The organism is Sphingobium sp. FW305-3-2-15-F-TSA7 (assembly GCF_058787155.1).
This window is the reverse complement of record NZ_JBYSZM010000055.1, coordinates 1-21,843: the sequence shown is the minus strand read 5'-3', so window position 1 is coordinate 21,843 and position 21,843 is coordinate 1. Positions and strand designations below refer to the sequence as shown.

The 21,843-nt window shown below is 63.8% G+C and carries 18 protein-coding genes; 6 read left to right on the top strand and 12 right to left on the bottom strand.

The window, feature by feature from the left end; genetic code table 11:
• Positions 1–54 precede the first annotated feature (54 nt).
• Positions 55–948 (top strand): non-homologous end joining protein Ku, encoded by an 894-nt coding sequence (ku, locus tag AC3WN8_RS28615; RefSeq protein ID WP_492672925.1) that lies wholly within the window; start codon positions 55–57, stop codon positions 946–948.
• 127 nt (positions 949–1,075) lie between these two features.
• Positions 1,076–3,628: a DNA ligase D gene (ligD, locus tag AC3WN8_RS28610; protein WP_492672924.1), complete on the top strand. Its 2,553-nt coding sequence runs from the start codon at positions 1,076–1,078 to the stop codon at positions 3,626–3,628.
• A gap of 117 nt (positions 3,629–3,745) precedes the next feature.
• On the opposite strand, the gene AC3WN8_RS28605 is transcribed toward ligD, so the two are convergent.
• The gene (locus AC3WN8_RS28605; RefSeq protein WP_492672923.1) at positions 3,746–4,552 is read right to left on the bottom strand and encodes a class I SAM-dependent methyltransferase; all 807 of its coding nucleotides are present in this window, start codon (positions 4,550–4,552) and stop codon (positions 3,746–3,748) included.
• 59 nt (positions 4,553–4,611) lie between these two features.
• On the opposite strand from AC3WN8_RS28605, the gene AC3WN8_RS28600 reads away from it, so the two are divergent.
• Positions 4,612–4,797, top strand: a complete 186-nt coding sequence (locus AC3WN8_RS28600) for a hypothetical protein (RefSeq protein WP_492672922.1) — start codon at positions 4,612–4,614, stop codon at positions 4,795–4,797.
• Between the two features lie 171 nt (positions 4,798–4,968).
• Here the strand turns inward: AC3WN8_RS28600 and AC3WN8_RS28595 are convergent, their stop codons facing one another.
• Positions 4,969–7,098 (bottom strand): TonB-dependent receptor plug domain-containing protein, encoded by a 2,130-nt coding sequence (locus tag AC3WN8_RS28595; RefSeq protein WP_492672921.1) that lies wholly within the window; start codon positions 7,096–7,098, stop codon positions 4,969–4,971.
• A gap of 295 nt (positions 7,099–7,393) precedes the next feature.
• Between AC3WN8_RS28595 and AC3WN8_RS28590 the strand changes: the two genes are divergently transcribed.
• Positions 7,394–8,404: a phytase gene (locus tag AC3WN8_RS28590; RefSeq protein ID WP_492672920.1), complete on the top strand. Its 1,011-nt coding sequence runs from the start codon at positions 7,394–7,396 to the stop codon at positions 8,402–8,404.
• A 16-nt stretch (positions 8,405–8,420) separates the two neighbouring features.
• Here AC3WN8_RS28590 and AC3WN8_RS28585 read toward each other — a convergent pair whose 3' ends face one another.
• The gene (locus AC3WN8_RS28585; protein WP_492672919.1) at positions 8,421–9,959 is read right to left on the bottom strand and encodes a TadA family conjugal transfer-associated ATPase; all 1,539 of its coding nucleotides are present in this window, start codon (positions 9,957–9,959) and stop codon (positions 8,421–8,423) included.
• 106 nt (positions 9,960–10,065) lie between these two features.
• Positions 10,066–10,785: a helix-turn-helix domain-containing protein gene (locus tag AC3WN8_RS28580; protein ID WP_492672918.1), complete on the bottom strand. Its 720-nt coding sequence runs from the start codon at positions 10,783–10,785 to the stop codon at positions 10,066–10,068.
• An 80-nt stretch (positions 10,786–10,865) separates the two neighbouring features.
• Between AC3WN8_RS28580 and AC3WN8_RS28575 the strand changes: the two genes are divergently transcribed.
• A complete protein-coding gene (locus AC3WN8_RS28575) occupies positions 10,866–11,312 on the top strand; it encodes a DUF6265 family protein (RefSeq protein WP_492672917.1) in 447 nt (148 codons plus the stop codon).
• Between the two features lie 102 nt (positions 11,313–11,414).
• On the opposite strand, the gene AC3WN8_RS28570 is transcribed toward AC3WN8_RS28575, so the two are convergent.
• From AC3WN8_RS28570 to AC3WN8_RS28550, 5 genes are all read right to left on the bottom strand, one after another.
• A complete protein-coding gene (locus AC3WN8_RS28570) occupies positions 11,415–11,675 on the bottom strand; it encodes an ATP synthase F1 subunit epsilon (RefSeq protein ID WP_492672916.1) in 261 nt (86 codons plus the stop codon).
• A gap of 143 nt (positions 11,676–11,818) precedes the next feature.
• Positions 11,819–13,258, bottom strand: a complete 1,440-nt coding sequence (gene atpD / locus AC3WN8_RS28565) for a F0F1 ATP synthase subunit beta (protein WP_492672933.1) — start codon at positions 13,256–13,258, stop codon at positions 11,819–11,821.
• A gap of 129 nt (positions 13,259–13,387) precedes the next feature.
• The gene (locus AC3WN8_RS28560; RefSeq protein ID WP_492672915.1) at positions 13,388–14,269 is read right to left on the bottom strand and encodes a F0F1 ATP synthase subunit gamma; all 882 of its coding nucleotides are present in this window, start codon (positions 14,267–14,269) and stop codon (positions 13,388–13,390) included.
• 97 nt (positions 14,270–14,366) lie between these two features.
• Positions 14,367–15,896, bottom strand: a complete 1,530-nt coding sequence (gene atpA / locus AC3WN8_RS28555; RefSeq protein ID WP_492672914.1) for a F0F1 ATP synthase subunit alpha — start codon at positions 15,894–15,896, stop codon at positions 14,367–14,369.
• 2 nt (positions 15,897–15,898) lie between these two features.
• The gene (locus tag AC3WN8_RS28550; RefSeq protein ID WP_492672932.1) at positions 15,899–16,453 is read right to left on the bottom strand and encodes a F0F1 ATP synthase subunit delta; all 555 of its coding nucleotides are present in this window, start codon (positions 16,451–16,453) and stop codon (positions 15,899–15,901) included.
• A 332-nt stretch (positions 16,454–16,785) separates the two neighbouring features.
• Between AC3WN8_RS28550 and ada the strand changes: the two genes are divergently transcribed.
• Entirely contained in the window at positions 16,786–17,823 is a 1,038-nt protein-coding gene (ada, locus tag AC3WN8_RS28545) for a bifunctional DNA-binding transcriptional regulator/O6-methylguanine-DNA methyltransferase Ada (RefSeq protein ID WP_492672913.1), read from the top strand.
• Positions 17,824–17,845: 22 nt separating this feature from the next.
• Here the strand turns inward: ada and AC3WN8_RS28540 are convergent, their stop codons facing one another.
• Genes AC3WN8_RS28540 through AC3WN8_RS28530 form a run of 3 tightly spaced genes read right to left on the bottom strand, consistent with a single transcriptional unit; the run spans position 17,846 to position 21,806 of the window.
• Positions 17,846–19,402 carry a hypothetical protein gene (locus AC3WN8_RS28540; RefSeq protein ID WP_492672912.1) on the bottom strand — a complete coding sequence of 519 codons (1,557 nt, stop codon included), beginning with the start codon at positions 19,400–19,402 and terminating at the stop codon, positions 17,846–17,848.
• Between the two features lie 20 nt (positions 19,403–19,422).
• Entirely contained in the window at positions 19,423–19,692 is a 270-nt protein-coding gene (locus AC3WN8_RS28535) for a DUF1289 domain-containing protein (RefSeq protein ID WP_492672911.1), read from the bottom strand.
• The gene (locus AC3WN8_RS28530) at positions 19,638–21,806 is read right to left on the bottom strand and encodes a primosomal protein N' (RefSeq protein ID WP_492672910.1); all 2,169 of its coding nucleotides are present in this window, start codon (positions 21,804–21,806) and stop codon (positions 19,638–19,640) included. Before AC3WN8_RS28530 ends, AC3WN8_RS28535 begins: the two co-directional genes overlap by 55 nt.
• Positions 21,807–21,843 lie beyond the last annotated feature (37 nt).

Genomic DNA, 21,843 nt, shown 5'->3' with positions numbered 1-21,843 from the left:
TCGGAACCCGTGTCCACCGTCGCTCATTCTGTTCCGGTAACGATGGAGCAGGACATGGCCGCACGCGCTTATTGGCAGGGACAGATCCGGCTGGCCCTGGTCTCGATCCCGGTGGAGATCTATCCGGCGACAAAATCGACCGCCACGGTCGCTTTCCACCAGATCCACGAGCCGTCGGGCAAACGCATCAAATATGAGAAGGTCGTGCCCGGCATCGGCCCGGTCGATGCAGACGAGATCATGAAGGGCTTCGAGATATCGAAGGGCGACTATGTCCTGCTCGAGCAAGACGAGATCGACGCGGTCAAGCTCGAGAGCCGCAAGACGCTGGAACTCGTCCAGTTCGTCGATGCCAGCGAGATCGACGTGCTTTATTACGAGAAACCCTATTTCGTGGTGCCTGCGGACGATCTTGCCGAAGAGGCCTATGTCGTGCTGCGCGAGGCACTCAGGCGCAGCAAGAAGGTCGGGCTGGGCCAACTCGCGATGCGCGGGCGCGAATATGTGGTGAGCCTGAAACCATGCGGACGCGGCATGGTACTGGAGACGCTGCGCTATGCCGAGGAAGTGAACAAGGCGCAGGGCTATTTCCGCGAGATCGGCGACGTGAAGGCCGATCCCGACCTGCTCGACCTCGCCGCGACGTTGATCGACAAGAAGTCCGGCGCCTTCGACCCGAAGAAGTTCACCGATCATTATACCGATGCGGTGCGCGCGCTGGTCGAGCGCAAGCGCAAGGCAAAGGGTCGGAAGATCACCGCCGAGCCGGATGAGGCGCGCCCAAGCGGATCGAACGTGGTCGACCTGATGGCGGCGCTCAAGAAATCGCTGGAACGGCCCGGTGGGAAAGCGACGACGGCGACGAAGAAGGCGCCTGCCAAGAAGCCCGCTTCAACGGCGAAGGCGCCAGCGAAGAAAGCGCCAGGGGGGAAGCGGGCTGCGGGATGACTGCGGCAGCCCGCCTTGCCCAACCCACGACGTCACTCCAGCTTTCGTTGGGGTCTCCCAACCAGATCGCGCCTTTCTCGTCCGGAGACCTCAGCTTTCGCTGGGGTGACGTACCGGGGATTAGGGTATGGCCAGGGCTGGGCACACCACCGAGCCCGAGCCAGACCTGATCATGGCCCGCACCGCCGATCCTCTCGCCACCTATAACGCCAAGCGCGATTTCGCGAAGACGGCGGAGCCCGCCGGCAAGACGGGCAGGGCGAAGGGTAACAGCTTCATGGTGCAGAAGCATGACGCGACGCGCCTGCACTGGGATTTCCGGCTGGAGCTGGATGGCGTGCTCAAGAGCTGGGCGGTGACGCGGGGCCCCAGCCCCAATCCCGAGGACAAAAGACTGGCGGTCCGTACCGAGGACCATCCGCTGAGCTATGCGACGTTCGAGGGGACAATCCCCAAAGGCGAATATGGTGGCGGCACCGTGATGCTGTGGGATCGCGGCATCTGGACCCCGGTGCCGGGCAAGGATCCGCGCAAGACGCTTGCCGAGGGGCACCTCCACTTCACGCTCGACGGCGAGCGCATGAAAGGCGAATGGCTGCTGATCCGCCTCAAGCCGCGCCCGGGCGAGAAGCGCGAGAACTGGCTGTTGCGCAAGATCGATGACGACCATGTCGGGGGTTCCGACGATCTGGTGGCGCGCGCATTGACCAGCGTCGAGACCGGGCGAACGATGGCCGAGATTGCAAGCGGTGCGAAACCGGTCTCGCTCAAGGGCAAGCGCGGTAAGGCGTTCGATGCGGTGATGAAGAAGGCCGCGACGATGACGCGAGCCTCGGTATCATCCTCGGGAAAGCGGCGATCCGTTGCGGGGACCGGCAAGCGGCCCGCTTTCCGTGCGATGCAGAAGGCGACGCTTGTCGACCATGTGCCGTCGGGCAATGCCTGGCTGCACGAGATGAAATATGATGGCTATCGCTGCCTGCTTGCCTTGGGCGGCGGAAAGGCGACGGTGCTTACGCGCACCGGCCTCGACTGGACCGACAAATTCTCCGAGATTGCCGAGGCTGCACTGGCGTTCAATCTGCCGCCTGCGCTGATCGACGGTGAGATCGTGAAGCTGAACGCCGATGGCAAGCCCGACTTCTCATCGCTGCAGGCCGCGCTGAGCGAGGGGCGCCAGGGATTCACCCTGTTCGCCTTCGACCTGCTTTCCCTCGACGGACGCGACCTGACCGGACAGCCCAATATCGCGCGCAAGGAAAAGCTTGCGGCCTTGCTCCAGGGCATCGAGCCGCCCATCGTCTATGCCGAGCATGTGCTGGGATCGGGCGAGCAATTGTTCGAGGCGATGTGCAAGGCCGGCCAGGAAGGGATCATCGCGAAAAAAGTGGATGCACCATATCGCGGTACCCGGACAAAATCCTGGCTCAAGGTGAAATGCACGCGGCGGCAGGAATTCGTCATCCTGGGCTGGCTGCCGTCGAGCGCCAGCGGGCGCAGCCTGCGCTCGCTCTATCTCGGTACGCGTATAGGCGGTGAGCTTCGCTATGCGGGCAAAGTCGGTACCGGCTTCAATGCCGCCAACTCGGACGATCTGATGGCGCGTCTGGCGCGGATCGAGCGCAAGTCGCCCGCGGTGGAGATTCCGCGCGCGATCGCGCGCGGTGGGCGCTGGGTGACGCCGAAGCTGGTCGCGGAGGTCGCGTTCGCCGAGTTCACCGCCGACGACGTGGTGCGCCATGCCAGTTTCCTGGGATTGCGCGAGGACAAGGAGGCGAAGGACGTGACCGTCGAGAAGCCCAAATCGATGTCGGAAGCCGAGCCCGTCAGGATCACCAACCGCGATCGGCTGATCTTCCCCGAGGCGAAGGTGAGCAAAGGCGATCTGGCCGATTATTACGAGGCCATCGGTCCCATCATGGCGCCCTGGGCGCTCAATCGTCCGATCAGCCTGGTGCGTTGCCCGCAGGGGCGTGCGAAGAAATGCTTCTTCCAGAAGCATGACGCCGGCAGTTTCGGTGAGACCATGCAGCATGTCGACATTCGCGAGAAGGACGGCAGTGTCGAGCCATATCTCTATGCGGATTCGATCGATGGGCTGGTCGCTTGCGTCCAGATGGGAACGATCGAATTTCATGGTTGGGGATCGTCGGTGCCCGATGTCGAGAAGCCCGATCGACTGATCTTCGATCTGGACCCCGATCCGGCAGTCGGCTTCGACGATGTGAAGCAAGCCGCACAGGACATTCGCAACACGCTGGAGGATCTTGGGCTGGTGAGTTTCGCGATGCTTTCAGGGGGGAAGGGCGTCCATGTCGTCGTGCCCCTGAAACCCGATGCGGAGTGGCCGGCGGTCAAGGATTTCGCCCAGCGTTTCGCGCTGTCGCTCGCACAGGCCGAGCCTGACCGTTTCATTGCGACCATGTCGAAGGCCAAACGCAAGGGGCTGATCTTCATCGACTGGCTGCGCAACCAGCGCGGCGCGACCGCGATCCTGCCCTATTCCGCGCGTGCGCGGCCTGGGGCGCCGGTTGCAGTGCCACTGAGTTGGGCGGAACTCGAGAAGGTCGAGAGCGCTGGCATCTATTCGGTGAAGGATGCGAAAACGTTGCTCAAGCGCGCAAGCTCTGCGGCGCTGCAGGGCTGGGGCCAGGCGGCGCAGGTTCTACCGGATCTCTAAAAATTCCTCCCTGAAGGGGAGGGGGACCATGCCGTCAGGCATGGTGGAGGGGCGACTGCGTCGCCCAACTCCTCCACCGTCCTTCGGACGGTTCCCCTCCCCTTCAGGGAGGATCTATTATTTCGGCTTTACGAATTTCAGCGTCATGCGATCGCTTTCGCCGATCGCGGCATATTTCGCCTTGTCGACCTCACCGTTGCGATAGGTGGGGGGCAGGGTCCAGACGCCTTTTTCCCAGTCGGCGGTATCCTTGGGATTGGCGTTGATCTCGCTTTCGCCGGCCAGTTTGAAGCCCGCTTTCTCCGCCAGCGCCACCACGGTCGAACGCTTGAGGTAGCCGCTCGTCTTCTCGAGCGCGGAATCGCGGCTTTCGGGTAGTCGATGGTCGACCACGCCCAGCACACCGCCGGGCTTCAGCGTCTTGAAGAAGCTGGCAAAGATATCGTCGGCCGCGGTGCCGCCGCGCATGATGAAATTATGGACGTTGCGAAAGGTCAGGATCGCGTCGACGCTGCCGGGGGTGACATCGTCGATCGGCAGGCCGGTCCATTTCACCTTGCCATAGGTTGCGGCATCGGCGCCGAGCTTTTCCGCCAGCGTGTCCCGGCCCTTGCCCGGTGCCTGGGCAAGGATCAGTGCACCCTTGCCCTTGACATAGGGAGCGAGGATCTCGGTGTACCAGCCCCCGCCAGGCTGGATTTCGATCACGGTATCGCCCGGTTTCACGCCGAAAAAGGCGAGCGTCTCGGCGGGATGGCGATATTGGTCGCGTGCGCGATTGGCCTCGGTGCGCGTCGGCGCGGCGATCGCGGCGGTCAGTGCGGGAGAGGGGGCGATGGTATGACCGGCATGGCCGGCATGTTGCGCGGCGGCAGGCGCGGCGACGGTCAGCAGCAACGCCGAAAGCATCAGGGTCTTTCGCATCTCAACTCCTATCCTATCTGTGTGGGACGGACTTTGACGACGGCAAGGGGGACTGGCAAGTGCATCTCTGGACGATGGCGGGCGCATCTGCCGCATTGGCGGCGTTTGCGAGCTTCGCCGACTGGAAGCGCCAGCGCCGCAAGGACCCGGACCGTGTTGGCTTCATGCCATGGACGCTGGTGACGGTATTGAGCGTAGTGGCGGCGATGATGTTCGTCGCGCTGGCACTCAAGATCCATCAATAGGTTCGCCGGTCTTGAAATAGGAACAGACGCGCCGGCCGCGATACGCAGGGCCGGCGCGCCGCACGGGCGCTGGAGCATCGTGCGGAAAAGTGGGAACCGGTTTTCCGTAAAAACGATGCGATCACAAACGGCTAGAGCAGGCTGCGCGATTCACATTTCGCGCAGCCTGCTCTAGAACGCAGCGCGTAACGTAACCTGGAACAGCCGGCCCGAACGCTCGCGCTCCAGCTCATATTCGTCGACATCGCCGGCAGCGCGATTCGCCAATATGTCGTCGTAATTGTCGCCGTCATATTTCAGGAAGGCTTCCTTCTTCTTCCGGTTGAGCAGGTTCTGCACCGACGCACGCATCACGAAATGCTTGCCGATCCGTTTTTCGACGAATGCTTCCAGATCGGGCGTGTAGGACAGCGAGACGGTCTCGTCGAAATTGCTCTCCAGCGACTTGCTGCGCCCCGAAATGGTGGCGCCGAAGCTCGCATCGACCGCCTTCACCGTCTGGATGAAGCCGATATTGTACACATGGTGCGGCTGGCCGTTGAAGCGCCTTTTCTCGCCGGTGAAGGGATCGGTCGTCTTGCTGTCGAGATAGGTGTAATTGGCGAAGATGCCGGTATCGGGCATGCCGAGCGCGGTCAGCGGTGCGGAGAAGTCGACTTCCAGACCCCAGACCTTGCCGTTACCGATGTTGCGCGGCGTGTAATAGCTGCCGATGACCTCGCCATCGTCGACGACCTCACGACCCGTCGCGACCAGTTCGGTCAGGTCCTGGATCTTGCGGTAGAACAGGTTGACGCCAAGAATGCCGCGGCTGCCCAGGCTGCGTTCATAGCCGAGGTCGACACCCCAGGCCCGCTCGTTCCTGAGCGCCGGATTGCCTTGAGTGATGTCGCCGTCGCCCGGGCTTTCTTCCTGGTCATAGGGCGAGATCAGATCATAGCTGGGACGGCGGACGGTGCGCGCGACCGAGAGGCGGAACTGGTCGGCCGGCGTTGCCGCATAGCGCAGGCTGAGCGAGGGATTGAGCGATTCGCTGTCATAGGATGTCGTTCCGCCCAGGCTGGTCGTGCGGCGGCGGGTGATCTCGTAACGGACGCCGGCATCGATGCTGAACACGTCCGACGGTTCGTAGGTCAGGCGCAGATAGGGATCATAGCGCTTTTCCTTGATGCGGAAATTCGCGGCCGGGTCCGGATCCTGCTCTTCATCGTCTTCCAGATCGAAGACGATGTCGCTGCCGTTGCGGGTCTTCTGGAGAAGGTCGATGCCACCCTTGATGCGTAGCGGCGTATCCTTGCCATAGGTCAGGCTGATCGTTGCGGCATATTCGTCATCCTTGATGTCGAGCGCTTCGGTCTCGACATCCTCCAGATCGGACAGATCCTCTTCGCCACCCTCGGCGCTGATGACGTCGGTATTCTCGCGATAGCCGTTCCAGCTTGCGGCGAGGCCGAGCTCCAGGCCGCCGAGCGGAATGACGGCATCGGCATTGAGCGCATAGGTCTGCTGGCCGATCTCCTCATGCTGGGTTTCGACGCCGTCAAAGTCGAGATCGCCACCCTCATAGGTGAGCGATGTCTCATCCTCATCACGATTGGTGTCGACGAAGAAGCCGCTTACGCGCAGATGACCGCCACCTGCGAACTGATGCGTGATCTCGGCATTGCCCGACAGATCGGTGCCATCGCGCGTGTCGGACTGGAGCTCGGTGTCCTTGAACACCGAATTGGTGTGGTCCAGTGGTCCGTCGGTCGGATCGTCGAAGCGGAGCGAGACCTTCTTCTTGGGATTGCGGCGCTGCTGATAGTTGAGCGCGGCCCAGAAACTCGTCGCATCGCCCAGCTTGCCGGCATAGGCGAGGGCACCCGACGGGCGGACGCCGCCGTCCTGATTGATCAGCAGTCCGCCCTTGGCGAAGCCACCTTCGAAGCTGGCGCTCTCCTTGGTGATGACGTTGAGCGTTCCGGCAACGCCTTCGCTGGGTTGGTCGGCGCGCGGCGAGCGGACGATCTCGATCCGCTCGACCAGTTCGGCAGGGATGCGATCGACAAAGAAGCTGCGATCGGCTTCGCCACCGGGCGCGCGGCGGCCGTTGATCAGCACCTGGGTATAGCCGGCCGGCAAGCCACGCATCTGGACGCCATCATATTCGAGGACGTCGGAGGTGAAAGTGACACCGGGAACGCGCTTGAGCATCTCACCGACCGAGACCGGTTCGAAGCGCTGGAAATATTCGAGATCGTAGGAGAGCACCGGATTGGGGTCTTCGGTGCGGTTGCGGAACGCGATCGCGCCGGTCACGATGATATCGGACGCGCTGACGGGATCGTCGTTGCTCGATGATTGCTCGGGATTCTCCGAAGAAACGGGTGCGCCTTGTGCAAAAGATGGAGAGGAAAGGATCATAGGTGCAAATGCACTTGCAAGAAGTGCTACTTTGATTTTCATGTTACTTGCCCCTGATGGATGAATATCTCTGATATTTGACGCGGGACATTCGTCGTGTATGGCCGCGCTTGATTGCGGCCATTAGGAATTGATCGTGACCTTTTCGCGTAATGCTTGTTTCACTTTTATTTCTATTTCTTGCACTTTGATGACACTCAGCGGCTGCGCGAGCGCCGAAACGCAGGAGATGCGGATCGCACGGTCACTGCCGGCCGTATCGGTGCAGGCACGCGGTGAAACAGCAGCCGTGGCGACGGCCAATGCCGACGCGGCTGACGATCCGGCGATCTGGCGCAATCCGGCCGATCCGGCGGCGAGCCTGATCGTCGGCACCGACAAGAAGGCCGGGCTGCACGTCTATGACCTGAAGGGGGCGGACCGTTCCTTCATCGACGCCGGCGCGGTCAACAATGTCGACCTGCGCGATCTGGGCGCGCGCGGTATCATCGTGATTGCCAGCGACAGAAACGATCTGGCGAACTCGAAGCTCGCGATTTTCCGTCTCGATCCCGCAAGCGCGACACTGACGCCGCTCGGCAAGGTCGATGGCGGCGCGGGCGAAGCCTATGGCGTCTGCCTCCACAACACGCCCCGTGCGCTTTACGCCTTCATGGTGGTCAAGGATGGGACGATCAATCAGGTTGCGATCGATCTGTCGGGTGCGGCGCCGACGGGGCGGATCGTACGGACGATGAAGCTTGCCACCCAGTCCGAAGGCTGTGTGCTCGATGAGCGTACCGGGCGGCTCTACGTTGCCGAGGAAGATGCCGGATTATGGCGCTTCGATGCGGCGGAGGGCGGGGCGACCGCGCCAGTGCGTGTCGCCGTGGCCGATGGCAAACAGCTTGTCGCCGATGCGGAAGGGCTGGCGATCGCGCCGGAGGGCGAGCGCGGCGGCTATCTGATCGCGTCGAGCCAGGGCGACAATGCCTATTCGGTCTATCGACTTGAGGATGACGGCTATGTCGGCCGTTTCCGCATTGCGGCCGGTGCTTTCGGCGCGACCGAGGAGACCGATGGCATTGAGCTGGTCACGGGGGATTTCGGTGCCGATTATCCAGGCGGACTTTTCATCGCGCAGGACGGCGTGAATCCGCCAAAGGCTCAGAATTTCAAGCTGGTATCCTGGGCCGACGTCAAGACGGCGCTGGGGCTCTAGAAGCCGGCCACTCTCGTCACAGGCACGCCTCGAGATATGCCTGGTCGAAGCCGTACTGCTTGGCCTTTTCCAGCGTATAAGGGCGCAGGCCCATCGGGCGGTACTCACCGATGATCTTGCCGTCGGCGCTTTCGTCGAGATATTCGAACTTGAACAGTTCCTGCGTCACGATCACGTCGCCTTCCATCCCGATCACCTCGGTGATGTTGGTCGTGCGGCGCGAACCGTCGCGCAGGCGCTTCACCTGGACGATCAGGTCGACCGAATCGGCGATCTGACGCGAGATCGCTTCCTTCGGCACCTTGATGTCGGACATCATCACCATGTTCTCCATACGCGCCAGCGCCTCGCGCGGGCTGTTGGAGTGGAGCGTGCACATCGATCCGTCGTGACCGGTGTTCATGGCGGCGAGCATGTCGAAACACTCGGCGCCACGAATTTCGCCCAGGATGATGCGATCCGGGCGCATACGCAGCGCGTTGATCACGAGATCGCGGATGCTGATCTGGCCCTGGCCCTCGAGATTGGCAGGCCGGGTTTCGAGCGGCAGCCAGTGTGGCTGCTGCAGCCGGAGTTCGGCCGCGTCCTCGATCGTCAGCACGCGCTCGCCCGGGTCGATCATTTTCGACAGCGCGTTGAGCATTGTCGTCTTGCCCGAGCCCGTACCGCCGGAGATGACGATGTTGAAGCGGCTGGCGCCCGCGACCTTGAGCGCGGTCGCCATCTTCTGCGACATCGATCCGAAACCCGCCATCATGTCGAGCGTGATCGGTTTGTCGGAGAATTTACGAATCGAGATCGCGGTGCCGCGCAGCGACAGCGGCGGAACGATCACGTTGACGCGGCTGCCGTCCTTCAGGCGGGCGTCGGCAAGCGGCGTGGTCTGGTCGACGCGGCGGCCGACCTGGTTGACGATGCGTTGCGCGATCTGGAGCAGATGCTCCTCGTCGCGGAAACGGATATTGGCGAGCTCCAGCTTGCCCTTGCGTTCGATATAGGTCTGTTCGGGACCGTTCACCATGATATCGGAGATGGCCGGATCGGACAGAAGCTCCTCGAGCGGGCCCAGGCCGAGCAGTTCGTCGACCAGCACCTTCTCCAGCGCGAATTGCTCGCGGCGGTTGAGCGTCAGTTTCAGCTCGGCAAGCACTTCGCCGATGATCGGACGGAATTCTTCGGCCAGCTCGTCCTTGTTGAGCGTGGCGGCGGCTTCGGGATCGACGCGCTCGAGCAGGCGCGGCAACACCTGTTCCTTGATCTTGTGGATCGATGCCTCGAACCCTTCGACCCGGCTGACATTGTCATGGACCTCGTTGACGCGATTCTCCAGGCGCTGCATCGCTTCCGTGATGGCGGCCGGCTGTGTGCTGTCCGGATCATCGATCGCGATCGGCAATGGAAATGCGTCGATCGGCGGGAACTGCGCGCCGCCGTCATTTTCCTCGGGTGCGCGGCGTTGCGTGGGCGAACCCTGCATCGGCTTCGCGACACCGAAGGACGGTCGATTCCCTGAAGGCGCTCCGCCGATCCCACCCCGTTTTCCGAAAGCGCTCATGCTACGCTGCTATCCTCTGATCCGATCCGCGAACTGGTATCTGGAAAAGGTGAATAGAGTGGAAACTTTGACAATTACCTAATTCTGCCCCGGTGCTGGCGCGCTTTCAGAGAAAGGGCCCACGTCCGCCCAGGCGCGCTGCCGTTGCCGAATTTCCGGTCATTTCCCGAAAATCGCGCGCCATATGGGCCTGGTCGGCATAGCCTTGGTCGGCCGCCTGATCGGCAAGGCGTGCAGTGCTCGACTGAACGTCGACGAACGCCTGCTGGAAGCGAAGGAGCTTGACGTAGCGGCGCGGCGCGATGCCGATTTCCGATGCGAACCAGCGCTGGAGCTGGCGGTAGGAAAGGCCGCTGCGGATCGAGATCTCGGCGACATTGCGCGAGCGGAGGATTGCCGATGCAAGGGGCGGGGGTGCGAAGCCCGCCATGGCTTCGCCCAGAGCGGGAACGATGCGGTCCGGATCGGCCAGCAACAGCGCGGCGAGCGTTTCAGGCGGGGCGGCGAACCAGTCGTTGAGGAAATCCGGGGTCGACGGGGCGCCCAAAAGATTCCAGGCCCAGGGCCAGAGCCGGATGCCGATGAATCGTGCATCGCCGCTCATCGTCAGCGTTGCAGGCATGTCGATCACGCCGGCGACGAACAGTTCGGGTTGATCGCGCCGCCAGCGGGAACGGCCGGACAATCGGCGGATGATCTCGACGCAGCCATCGGGTGTCGCATCCTGCGGCAGCCATTCGCTCGCAGCACGGCCGACGTCGAGCGTCCAGACGGATTTGACCAGTCCATCCAGCGTATCCGGCAATGGCATTTCGCGATAATCCACGCGCACTCTCGTCTGTCGTCTTCGTTCAAGCCATGATGGCCCCGCCAGGTTATCAAATGTTGAGCGATTGGGAGGAAAACATGCGATATTTCGGATTGATCGCGGCGGCAGCGCTGCTGGTGGCGGCGGACGCACCCACACCGTCCGCGCCGAACTGGATGGCCGGCGCCTGGATCGAGCAGAAAGGCGACCGATGGGCCGAGGAATATTGGACCGGCGCGCGTGGCGGCATGCAGATGGGATCGAGCCGCTCGGGCAACGGCGCGATGGTCGAGAGCTGGGAATTCGCGCGGATCGCGCGCGATGCCGACGGCACGCTCGCCTATTTCGCCTCCCCGCTGGGCAAGGCACCGGTGATCTTCCGCGCAACGCAGCAGGAGGCGCAGGCGGTGACGTTCGAAAACCCGGCGCACGATTATCCGAAGCGCATCCGCTATTGGCGCGAAGGGGCGCTGCTCAAGGCCGAGATTTCGGGGGCGGGCGGCGCGAACGCGATGTCCTGGACATTTCGGCCGATGGGGGAGTGATCCCTGCCTGAAGTCATTTTGCGGAGGTTACAGGCTGGAAGTGTTGCAGGCTGATTTAAGGGCGGAATTCTGTCGGGCCGACTTGGCCGGCCGCCGGAAACCTCAGCCCTCGGCCTTCTCCGCAAGCACCGTCAGGCCCTTTTCATTGACCTCGGCGAAGCCGCCTTCGATGCGGATGCGCTCGGGCTCGCCGCCCTCGCTGCGATAAATGGCGAGATCGCCGTCTCGCACCGTCGACATGAAGGGCGCGTGCCCCGCGAGCACACCGAATTCGCCCTCGGTGCCGGGAACGACCACCATATGAACCTCTTCCGAGCGGACGAGCTTTTCGGGAGTGACGAGTTCGAAATGGAGGGTGGCCATTGGTCTTTCCTTAAATCCGCTCGCGCATCCGCGCCAGCGCTGTGGGTGAGGGGCTTCTTCCGCCTGGGCAGTTCGGTGCCCGGAAGCGGAAGAAGACCCTCACCAGCCCCCGCCGCGATGAAGCGAGCGGGGGCATGTCTCGATCAGGCCGCTTCCGCTGCCAGCTTCTGTGCCTTGGCGACGGCTTCGTCGATGCCGCCGACCATGTAGAAAGCCGCTTCCGGAAGGTGGTCATACTCGCCGTCGACCACCGCCTTGAACGACTTGATGGTGTCTTCGATCTGCACGAACTTGCCGGGGATGTTGGTGAACACCTCGGCGACGTGGAAGGGCTGCGACAGGAAGCGCTGGATCTTGCGGGCGCGCTGGACGGTCAGCTTATCCTCTTCCGAAAGCTCGTCCATGCCCAGGATCGCGATGATGTCCTGAAGCGACTTGTACTTCTGGAGCAGCGACTGGACGTTGCGGGCCGTATCGTAGTGATCCTGACCGACGACGCGCGGTTCGAGCACGCGGCTGGTCGAATCGAGCGGATCCACCGCCGGGTAGATGCCGAGCTCCGAGATGGCGCGCGATAGCACGGTCGTGGCGTCCAAGTGGGCGAACGACGTTGCCGGCGCGGGATCGGTCAAATCGTCGGCGGGCACGTACACGGCCTGCACCGAGGTGATCGAACCCTTGTTGGTCGAGGTGATGCGCTCCTGCAGCGCGCCCATGTCGGTCGACAGGGTCGGCTGATACCCCACGGCCGAAGGAATACGGCCGAGCAGTGCCGACACCTCGGCGCCCGCCTGAGTGAAGCGGAAGATGTTGTCGACGAAGAAGAGCACGTCCTGGCCCTCCTCATCGCGGAAATATTCGGCGATCGCGAGGCCCGAAAGCGCGACGCGGGCACGCGCGCCCGGCGGCTCGTTCATCTGGCCGAACACGAGCGCGACCTTCGAACCTTCGGACTGCGGATTGCCGTCGGCATCCTTGGCGATGACGCCCGCGTCGAGGAACTCGTGATAGAGATCGTTGCCCTCGCGGGTACGCTCACCGACGCCCGCGAACACCGAGGTGCCGCCATGGCCCTTGGCGATGTTGTTGATCAGTTCCTGGATGAGCACGGTCTTGCCGACGCCGGCACCGCCGAACAGACCGATCTTGCCGCCCTTCGCATAAGGCGCGAGCAGATCGATCACCTTGATGCCGGTGACGAGGATCGAGCTTTCGGTCGACTGATCGACAAAGGCGGGGGCCTCGGCGTGGATCGGCGCGCGCAGGTCGGTCGCGACGGGGCCGCGCTCGTCGATCGGCTCGCCGATGACGTTGAGGATGCGGCCGAGCGTGGCGGGGCCGACGGGAACCTTGATCTGGCCGCCGGTGTCGCGAACGGGCTGGCCGCGGGTCAGGCCCTCGGTCGAGTCCATCGCGATCGTGCGGACCGTGCTCTCGCCGAGGTGCTGCGCGACTTCGAGGACGAGGCGATTGCCGCCATTGTCGGTCTCGAGCGCGGAAAGAATCGCGGGCAGATTGCCTTCGAAGCTGACGTCGACGACGGCGCCGATGACCTGCGAGATGCGGCCGGTGGAGCCGCCCATCGCGGGTGCTGCGGTCTGGACGACGGCCTTCGCAGCGGTCGCCTTGGGCGCGGCCGGCTTCTTCGCGGCGGGGGCCTTGGTGGTCTTGGGTGCGGTAGCCATCTTAGGTTTCCTTGCCTTCTTAGTTCTTTAGAGCGCTTCGGCGCCCGAGATGATCTCGACGAGTTCGGTGGTGATCGCGGCCTGACGCGTCCGGTTATACTGGATCGACAGGCGATTGATCATGTCGCCCGCATTGCGCGTGGCGTTGTCCATCGCGTTCATGCGGCTGCCCTGTTCGGACGCGGCATTTTCGAGCAGCGCGCGGAAAACCTGCACGGCGACGTTGCGGGGGAGCAGGTCGGCGAGGATCGATTCCTCGTCGGGCTCATATTCCACCGCCGCGCTGACGCCGCTGGTTTCGGCCGAGGCCACGGGGATCGCGACCGGGATGATCTGCTGGCCGACAGGCTCCTGAACCAGCGCGGAGACGAACTTCGCGTAGAAGAGGTGCGCGACGTCGAACTCGCCCGCTTCGTAGCGCGTGATGATGTCCTCGGCGAGCGCCTGGGCGTCGGCGAAGGCGACATTCTTGATGTGGCCCATCTCGTGATCGTGCACGATCTGCTTGGCATGGAAGCGGCGCAGCACGCCACGGCCCTTCTTGCCGGCGATGTAGAAGCGCACGGTCTTGCCGCTCTTCTCCAGCTCTTCGGCTTTCTTGCGCGCGGCGCGGACGATGTTCGAATTGAACGCGCCGGCCAGGCCGCGCTCCGACGTTGCGACGACGATCAGATGGGTCTGGTCGCTGCCGGTGCCCGCGAGCAGCTTGGGGCTCGACGCGCTGATCGTCACCTTGGAGGCGAGGCTCGCCATGACCGCTTCCAGCCGCTCGGCATAGGGGCGGCCGGACACGGCGGCGTCCTGCGCACGGCGCAGCTTCGCCGCGGCGACCATCTTCATCGCCTTGGTGATCTTCTGCGTCGACTTCACCGAGCCGATGCGGATCTTGAGGGCCTTGAGGCTTGCCATTGTTTCCCTTCATCCGTCATTCCGGCGAAAACCGGAATCTCACTGCCTTGTCTAAGAACAGGGGAGATCCCGGCTCTCGCCGGGATGACGACTTCCCTTAAGCAAACGTCTTTGCGAACTGATCGAGCGCAGCCTTGAGCTTGCCCTTCACTTCGTCACCAAGATCCTTGGTGTCCCGGATCGTGGCGAGCACGTCCGCATGATTGGCGCGCAGATCGGCGAGCATCGCCGCTTCGTAACGCACCACGTCCTGCACGGGAACGGTATCGAGATAGCCGTTGGTGCCCGCGAAGATCGAAGCGGTCTGCTCCTCGAACGGCATCGGCTTGAACTGCGGCTGCTTGAGCAGCTCGGTCAGGCGCGCGCCGCGGTTGAGCAGCTTCTGCGTCGAGGCGTCGAGGTCCGAACCGAACTGCGCGAACGCGGCCATTTCGCGATACTGGGCGAGCTCGAGCTTGATCGAGCCCGACACCTTCTTCATCGCCTTGGTCTGCGCGGCGGAGCCGACGCGCGACACCGAAAGGCCGACGTTGATGGCGGGGCGGATGCCCGCGAAGAACAGATCGGTCTCGAGGAAGATCTGGCCGTCGGTGATCGAGATCACGTTGGTCGGGATGTACGCCGAAACGTCGCCCGCCTGGGTCTCGATGATCGGCAGAGCGGTCAGCGAGCCATTGCCATTGTCGTCGTTGAGCTTGGCAGCGCGCTCGAGCAGGCGGCTGTGGAGATAGAAAACGTCGCCGGGATAGGCTTCGCGGCCCGGCGGGCGGCGCAGCAGCAGCGACATCTGGCGATAGGCCACGGCCTGCTTGGATAGATCGTCATAGACGATGACGGCGTGCATGCCGTTGTCGCGGAAATATTCGCCCATCGTCACGCCGGTATAGGGCGCGAGATACTGGAGCGGGGCGGGCTCGGACGCGGTGGCGGCGACGACGATGGAATATTCCATCGCGCCATTCTCTTCGAGCTGCTTGACGATCTGCGCGACGGTCGAGCGCTTCTGGCCGACGGCGACATAGATGCAGTAGAGCTTCTTGCTCTCGTCATCGCCCGCATTGGCGGTCTTCTGGTTGATGAAGGTGTCGATCGCGACGGCGGTCTTGCCGGTCTGGCGATCGCCGATGATCAGCTCGCGCTGGCCGCGGCCGACGGGCACGAGGGCGTCGAGCGCCTTCAGGCCGGTCTGGACGGGCTCGTGCACCGACTTGCGCGGGATGATGCCCGGCGCCTTCTTCTCGACGCGCATGCGCGTCTCATACTGGATCGGGCCCTTGCCATCGATCGGGTTGCCGAGGCCGTCGACCACGCGGCCGAGCAGGCCCTTGCCGACGGGCACGTCGACGATGGTGCCGGTACGCTTGACGGTGTCGCCTTCACGGATCTCGCTGTCGGTGCCGAAGATCACGACGCCGACATTGTCGGCCTCGAGGTTCAGCGCCATGCCCTGGATGCCGTTGGCGAATTCGACCATCTCACCGGCCTGGACATTGTCCAGCCCGTGGATGCGCGCGATGCCGTCACCGACCGAAAGCACGGTGCCGGTCTCGGAGACCTGGGCCTCGGAGCCGAAATTGGCGATCTGGTCCTTGATGACCTTCGAGATTTCTGCGGCGCGGATATCCATGTTCAGCCTTTCATCGCGTGCGCGAGGGAATTGAGACGAGTGCGGATCGAACTATCGATCATCTGGGAGCCGATCTTGACGACCAGCCCGCCCAGGATGGCGGGATCGACGGTGAGGTCGATGGAAACATTGCGGTCGACGCGGGCCTTGAGCTGGCCCTGCAGCGCCTTGACCTGCGCCGCCGTCAGCGGGTGAGCCGATGTGACCTGCGCGGTCATCTCGCCGCGATGGGCCGCGGCGAGCTGCGCGAAGGCGCCGATGATGTCGCCGATCTTCGCGAGCCGGCGATTGTCCGCCAGCACGCCGAGGAAATTGGCGGTCAGCGCATCGAGCTTCATCGCCTTGGCGACGGCAGCGATGCCGCGGCCGGCATCGCTGCGCGACAGCAGTGGGCTGGCGGTCAGCGCCTTGAAATCACCCGATTCGGCCAAAGCGGCTTTCACCGCGCCGAGGCTCTTCTCGACAGTCTCGATCTTGTTGGATTCGCGGGCCAGATCGAACAGTGCGGTTGCGTACCGCCCTGCTAAGCTGGCCTGAATGCCGCCGGAAGTCTCCACGCGCCTGATATCCTCTTGGACAATCGGAATTAGCCCCATGCGAAAAGGGGGCGAACGAGCGCCCCCGATGGGTCGCGGCGCGGTTAGCATCGGTTGTTGCGGGATGCAAGACAGGCTTGGTCCTGTGTGGTCGCGCAGTCGCTTTCCGCGCATCAACGGCGCCTCCTCGATCTGGACGAGCAAGCTATCATCGCGAAAATCCTGTTCCCTGGCTTTTTTCCTGCAAGGATTCGGCGATTGATCGAGATTGATGGGCGGCGGCCGATTTCGCTTGTCGCTTTGACCGCAAGCGCCGGGATGCATGACCGCGCCGGTGCGCCTAGATAGAGTGCATGAGCACCGAGACCCATATCGATCCCGACACGGCCTGGGCCGCGTTTGAGCGGCGCGACCGCAGTTTCGACGGCAAGTTCGTCGGCGCGGTGAAGACCACCGGAATCTATTGCAAGCCGAGCTGTCCGGCGCGGCACCCCCGGCGCGAGAATGTCGAATTCTTCGCGGATGGTGTTGCAGCGCGAGCCGCCGGTTATCGCGCCTGCCTGCGCTGCACGCCTGACGAGGTGGGCCGCGACCGGGTGGCGGTGGCGCAGGCGATCAAGTTGATCCAGGCGTCGGAGGATGGATTGTCGCTCGACGAACTGGCCGCGATGGTCGGTTATGCGCCCCATCATTTCCATCGTCTCTTCAAGCGCGCCACGGGCGTGACGCCCGCCGCTTATGCGCGGGGGCTGCGCGCCGGCAAGGCGGCCGAGGCGCTGACCAAGGAGGATCGCGTGACCGACGCGATCTATGATGCCGGTTATTCGGGGCCGAGCCGCTTCTACGAGGATGCCAAGCGCAGGCTGGGCATGACGCCGAGCGCCTGGGCGCGCGGCGGGGCCGGGGCAACGATCCGCTGGACTGTCGCCGAGACCAGTCTGGGGCCGCTGCTCGTCGCCGCGACCGACAGGGGGCTGTGCCGCGTCTCCTTCGACGAAAGCGAGGATGCGCTGCGTGAACGCTTTCCCAATGCCGATATCCATCCTGGCGGGGAGGCGCTGGCCGCGCTGGCACGCAAGGTGGTGGCCGAGGTCGAACATCCCGAGCGCGACCAGGACCTGCCGCTCGATGTCAAGGGAACCGCATTCCAGGAGGCGGTCTGGCAGGCGTTGCGCGCCATCCCTGCCGGAGAGACGCGGAGTTACAGCGAACTGGCGGCGATTGCGGGCAATCCACGCGCCGTGCGGGCGGCGGGCACTGCATGCGGCGCCAATCATCTCGCCGTCGTGATCCCCTGCCACCGCGCCCAGCGCAGCGACGGTACGATGGGCGGCTATGCCTATGGCATCGATCGCAAGGTCGAGCTCAGGAAGCGCGAAGGCGTTTCCTGAGAAATTGCCGTTCGAAGACGAGTTAGAGCGACGGTGAGGGTGATGCCGTGTCCGGCCCCGTCTTGCCTTCTCCCGTCTTCTCTTCTCCCGGCTTGTCCAGCTTCGGAGGCACCGGCGCCGCTTTGCCATCGATTTCGGCAATCATCGCACGCGCAGCCGCACCTTCCTCACCGCCATGCGGCGCATAGGCGACCGGCATGAGCACGGTGCGTGCGCCCTTGGGCTGCTTGTCGCGGATCAGTTGCTGGGCAAGCGCGAGCCTGACCATGTCGAGTTGGGGAGCCAGCTCATAGGTTCGCAACAATCCGTCGACGGCCACCTTGGGCGGATCGACGCCTTCGCGCAGGAAAGACTCGTAGTAGCGGAAGAGTGCGGTCGTATCGTCGTTGTTGAGACGATTGGCCTTCACGATCAATGCCCGGACGGCTTTCCAGTCGGCGGCGGGATGATCGGCGTCGTTCGCCTTGTCGGCCATCGCCTCCGCCTTGCGCAGCAGCGCCGGCGCATGATCGGGCTTGAGGGCGATCAACCGGTCGTTGAGCGCCATTGCCTCTGCGTCCTTGTCTTCCAGGAGATAGGCTTCGACGAGCATGTCGAGCGCATAGGGATTGTCGGGAAAGCGCGCGGCCGTCTTGCGAACCGAGGCCAGGAACCGTGGCTGCTCCTCCTTGGTCACATCGGTCAGCAGATTCAGCCGGTCGATGAACAAGGCGCTTTGCGCGGGATCCAGCGTCTCGACCACGATATTGGCGGTTCTGGTGTCGAGCCCCGACATCTTCCGATACGACATACGGCCCTTCACATAGGCATTGAGCTCCTTTTCGAGCGCGGGGAGAGGGCCGAATGCGTCCGTCGCGGCCTTCTCCGCCGATACGCCCGAGGCAAAAGCGGTGAGATAGGTCGCAAGCTGCCCTTTGCGCTTGTCCGAGAAGGTCAGCATGTGCGCGAGCAGCCAGGACCGGCCATAATAGGCATCGATCTGTTCTCCGCCTTTCGCCGCCGGATTGTCCGACAGCAGCCTGGCGATCGGGAAGGGCGTCGACAGGATGAGTCCATAGGCGCGGTGATAGGCCGGTTTTCCGATCGACGCCGTGCCGCGATCGTCCACTTCAGCCGTGGAATAGAATTCCGCGAAGCCCTCGACATACCAGGGCGGATAGGCGCTGGGAAAATACTGCTTCATGAAATGATGCGCATATTCGTGGAAAAGCACGGTTTCGCCGTCGAGGTCGAATTTGTCGCCTTTGCCCGTCCGCGGCACGACCGCGATCGCGCCGGCCAGTCGCGGCGCATAGAAGCCGGCGACGTCGCGTCCTCCCTTGCCCATCAGCCGCCCGACGGAATTCGTATCGCGCAGGAGATAGATTTCGAGCCGTTTCGGCACGGGGGCGGCCTTGACGCCCGAAGCGCGCCTCAGAAGGGAATCGAACGCTTCGACCTTGGCGGTGAATTCGCGAAGCAACTGTTCGCTGCCATCGGAATAGACGATGAAATTGTCCGACGTGGCGCGTTTCCACTGCGCCTGCGCAGTCCCCGACACCATGACGAGCGCGAGCAGGATCATCAATCTCTTCAACATGTCGACACTGGCGTCCCCGGCTATTCGGGCCGATCCTTACTCCCATCGTCGCTGACAGGCGATATATGATCTGATCCCATTTGGACCAGACGGTCGGCCAGTGCCGTCACGATCGCGCGTTGACGATCTTCGCTTGCCGTTCCCCATTCTGCGATCTCATCGATCGTCCGTCCGCAGCCTCGGCACCAGCCGCGGACGGGATCGAGCGCGCAGATCCCGGTGCAGGGCGATGCGATCACAGGAAACTGTACGGATCGACATCCACCGCCACCCGGACCTTGGGGCTCCATTCCAGCTTGCCCAGCCAGTCGCGGATCACGTCCTGGACGTCGAGTGCGCGGCGGGCATGGACGAGCAGGCGGAAACGGTGGCGGCCGCGCAGCATGGCGAGCGGCGCCGGGGCGGGGCCGAACACCGCCATGCCGTCCACCCTGGGGGCCGTGCGGCCGATCAGTGTCGCCGTCTCCAGTGCGAGCTTCTGATCTTCGGCGGAGATGATGATCCCCGCATAACGGCCAAAGGGCGGCGCGCCCGCGCTGCGGCGCGCCTCGGTTTCGGCGGCGTAGAAGCTTTCGCTGTCGCCCGACACCAGTGCCTGCATGATCGGCGATCCCGGGCTATGGGTCTGGATCAGGACATGGCCGGGCTTTTCGCCACGGCCGGCGCGGCCGGCCACCTGCATCACCTGTTGGAAAGTGCGTTCGGCGGCGCGGAGGTCGCCGCCCTCGAGGCCCAGATCGGCGTCGATCACGCCGACCAGCGTCAGATTGGGAAAATGATAGCCCTTGGTGACGAGTTGGGTGCCGACGACGATGTCGATCTCGCCTGCTTCCATCCGGCCGACGAATTCGGCGGCCTTGGCCGGGGACCAGATCGTGTCGGAGGTGACGATGGCGGTGCGCGCTTCGGGGAACAGGGCCTTCACTTCGTCGGCGATGCGCTCCACCCCCGGGCCGCACGCGACGAGGCTGTCCTCCTCGCTGCATTCGGGGCAGGCGGCCGGCGGCGGCATGGTGTGGCCGCAATGGTGGCAGGCCAGTCGCCGGATCAACCGATGCTCGACCAGCCATGCGGTGCAATTGGGGCATTGGAAGCGATGTCCGCAGTGCCGGCACAGCGTCAGGGGGGCATAGCCGCGGCGGTTGAGGAAAAGCAGGACCTGCTCGCCGCGGGCCAGCGTTTCCTCGGCGGCCTGGACAAGCGCGGGGGCGATCCAGTGGCCGCGCTCGGGCGGATCCTGGATCAGGTCGATCGCGGCGATTTCGGGCATGGTCGCATTGCCGAAGCGCGCCGGCAGGCGAAGTTCGCGATAGCGGCCAAGTTCGACCTGCTGGCGTGTCTCGATTGCCGGCGTGGCGGATGCCAGGATGACGGGGCACTGCTCGAAGCTGCCCCGCATCACCGCGACGTCGCGCGCGTGATAATGGACGCCGTCTTCCTGCTTGAAGCTGGTTTCGTGCGCTTCGTCGACGACGATCAATCCGAGATTGCGGTAGGGCAGGAACAGGGCCGAACGCGCACCGACCGTCACCAGCCCGTCGCCCGAACTGATCGCGCGCCACGCCCTGCGTCGCTGCGACTGGCGCAGTCCCGAATGCCAGGCGATCGGCGCATGGCCGAAACGCTGGGTGAAACGCTTGAGGAACGGTTCGGTCAGCGCGATTTCGGGCAGCAGCACCAAAGTCTGGCGACCTTGACGAATGGCCTCGGCCACTGCCTCGAAATAGACTTCGGTCTTGCCCGATCCGGTGACGCCGTCGAGCAGGAAGGGCTGGAATGCGCGTTTGCGGACAGCCTCGACCAGCGTCTCCGATACAGAGGTCTGGACGGCGGAGAGATCCGGGGCGCCATAGGTCGGCTCGGGCGCGGGAAAGGGCGTGTCGATATCGACCTCGACCGCCTCGATCGCGCCGACCTTCACCAGTCCGCGGATGACGCCTTCGGAGACATCGGCCGCAGTGGCGAGCTCGCGGATCAATCCCTGACGGTCGTGCAGCCGATCGAGCGCCTGCTCACGTTGCGCCGTCAGCCGCTCGGGGCGCTGGCCCGACAGGCGATATTCGGTGATCATCCGGCCGCCCTCCAGCGCCGATGACGAAGGCAGCGCCATGCGCAGCACCGCGGCGGGCGGCGCGAGATAATAGTCGGCTGTCCATTCGATCAAACGGCGCAGCGGATCGCCGAGCGGTGGCGCATCATAGACCTGAAGCAGGTTGCGCAGCCGGTTGTCGCCCACCTCGTCGCGCGAGACCATGCGCTCCGGTTCCCATACGACACCGACAAGCTGGCGCGGACCGAGCGGTGCAGCCACGATCGACCCCGGTACGACCGACATTTCGCGGGGGACGCGATAATCCAGCGGACCGACGGCACTGTTGAGGATGAGAACACGGGCTCGAGTCATGCACGTCATCTAGGACGTTGTTCGCGTGCTGGGGAGG

Coding starts and splice junctions, on each gene's coding strand:
- AC3WN8_RS28530 (WP_492672910.1), bottom strand. CDS start 21,806: ATGACTCGAGCCCGTGTTCTCATCCTCAACAGTGCCGTCGGTCCGCTG.
- AC3WN8_RS28535 (WP_492672911.1), bottom strand. CDS start 19,692: ATGGAGCCCCAAGGTCCGGGTGGCGGTGGATGTCGATCCGTACAGTTT.
- AC3WN8_RS28590 (WP_492672920.1), top strand. CDS start 7,394: ATGACACTCAGCGGCTGCGCGAGCGCCGAAACGCAGGAGATGCGGATC.
- AC3WN8_RS28605 (WP_492672923.1), bottom strand. CDS start 4,552: ATGCGAAAGACCCTGATGCTTTCGGCGTTGCTGCTGACCGTCGCCGCG.
- atpD (WP_492672933.1), bottom strand. CDS start 13,258: ATGGGCGGCTCCACCGGCCGCATCTCGCAGGTCATCGGCGCCGTCGTC.
- AC3WN8_RS28560 (WP_492672915.1), bottom strand. CDS start 14,269: ATGGCAAGCCTCAAGGCCCTCAAGATCCGCATCGGCTCGGTGAAGTCG.
- atpA (WP_492672914.1), bottom strand. CDS start 15,896: ATGGATATCCGCGCCGCAGAAATCTCGAAGGTCATCAAGGACCAGATC.
- ligD (WP_492672924.1), top strand. CDS start 1,076: ATGGCCAGGGCTGGGCACACCACCGAGCCCGAGCCAGACCTGATCATG.
- AC3WN8_RS28540 (WP_492672912.1), bottom strand. CDS start 19,402: ATGTTGAAGAGATTGATGATCCTGCTCGCGCTCGTCATGGTGTCGGGG.
- AC3WN8_RS28575 (WP_492672917.1), top strand. CDS start 10,866: ATGCGATATTTCGGATTGATCGCGGCGGCAGCGCTGCTGGTGGCGGCG.
- AC3WN8_RS28585 (WP_492672919.1), bottom strand. CDS start 9,959: ATGAGCGCTTTCGGAAAACGGGGTGGGATCGGCGGAGCGCCTTCAGGG.
- ku (WP_492672925.1), top strand. CDS start 55: ATGGCCGCACGCGCTTATTGGCAGGGACAGATCCGGCTGGCCCTGGTC.
- AC3WN8_RS28570 (WP_492672916.1), bottom strand. CDS start 11,675: ATGGCCACCCTCCATTTCGAACTCGTCACTCCCGAAAAGCTCGTCCGC.
- ada (WP_492672913.1), top strand. CDS start 16,786: ATGAGCACCGAGACCCATATCGATCCCGACACGGCCTGGGCCGCGTTT.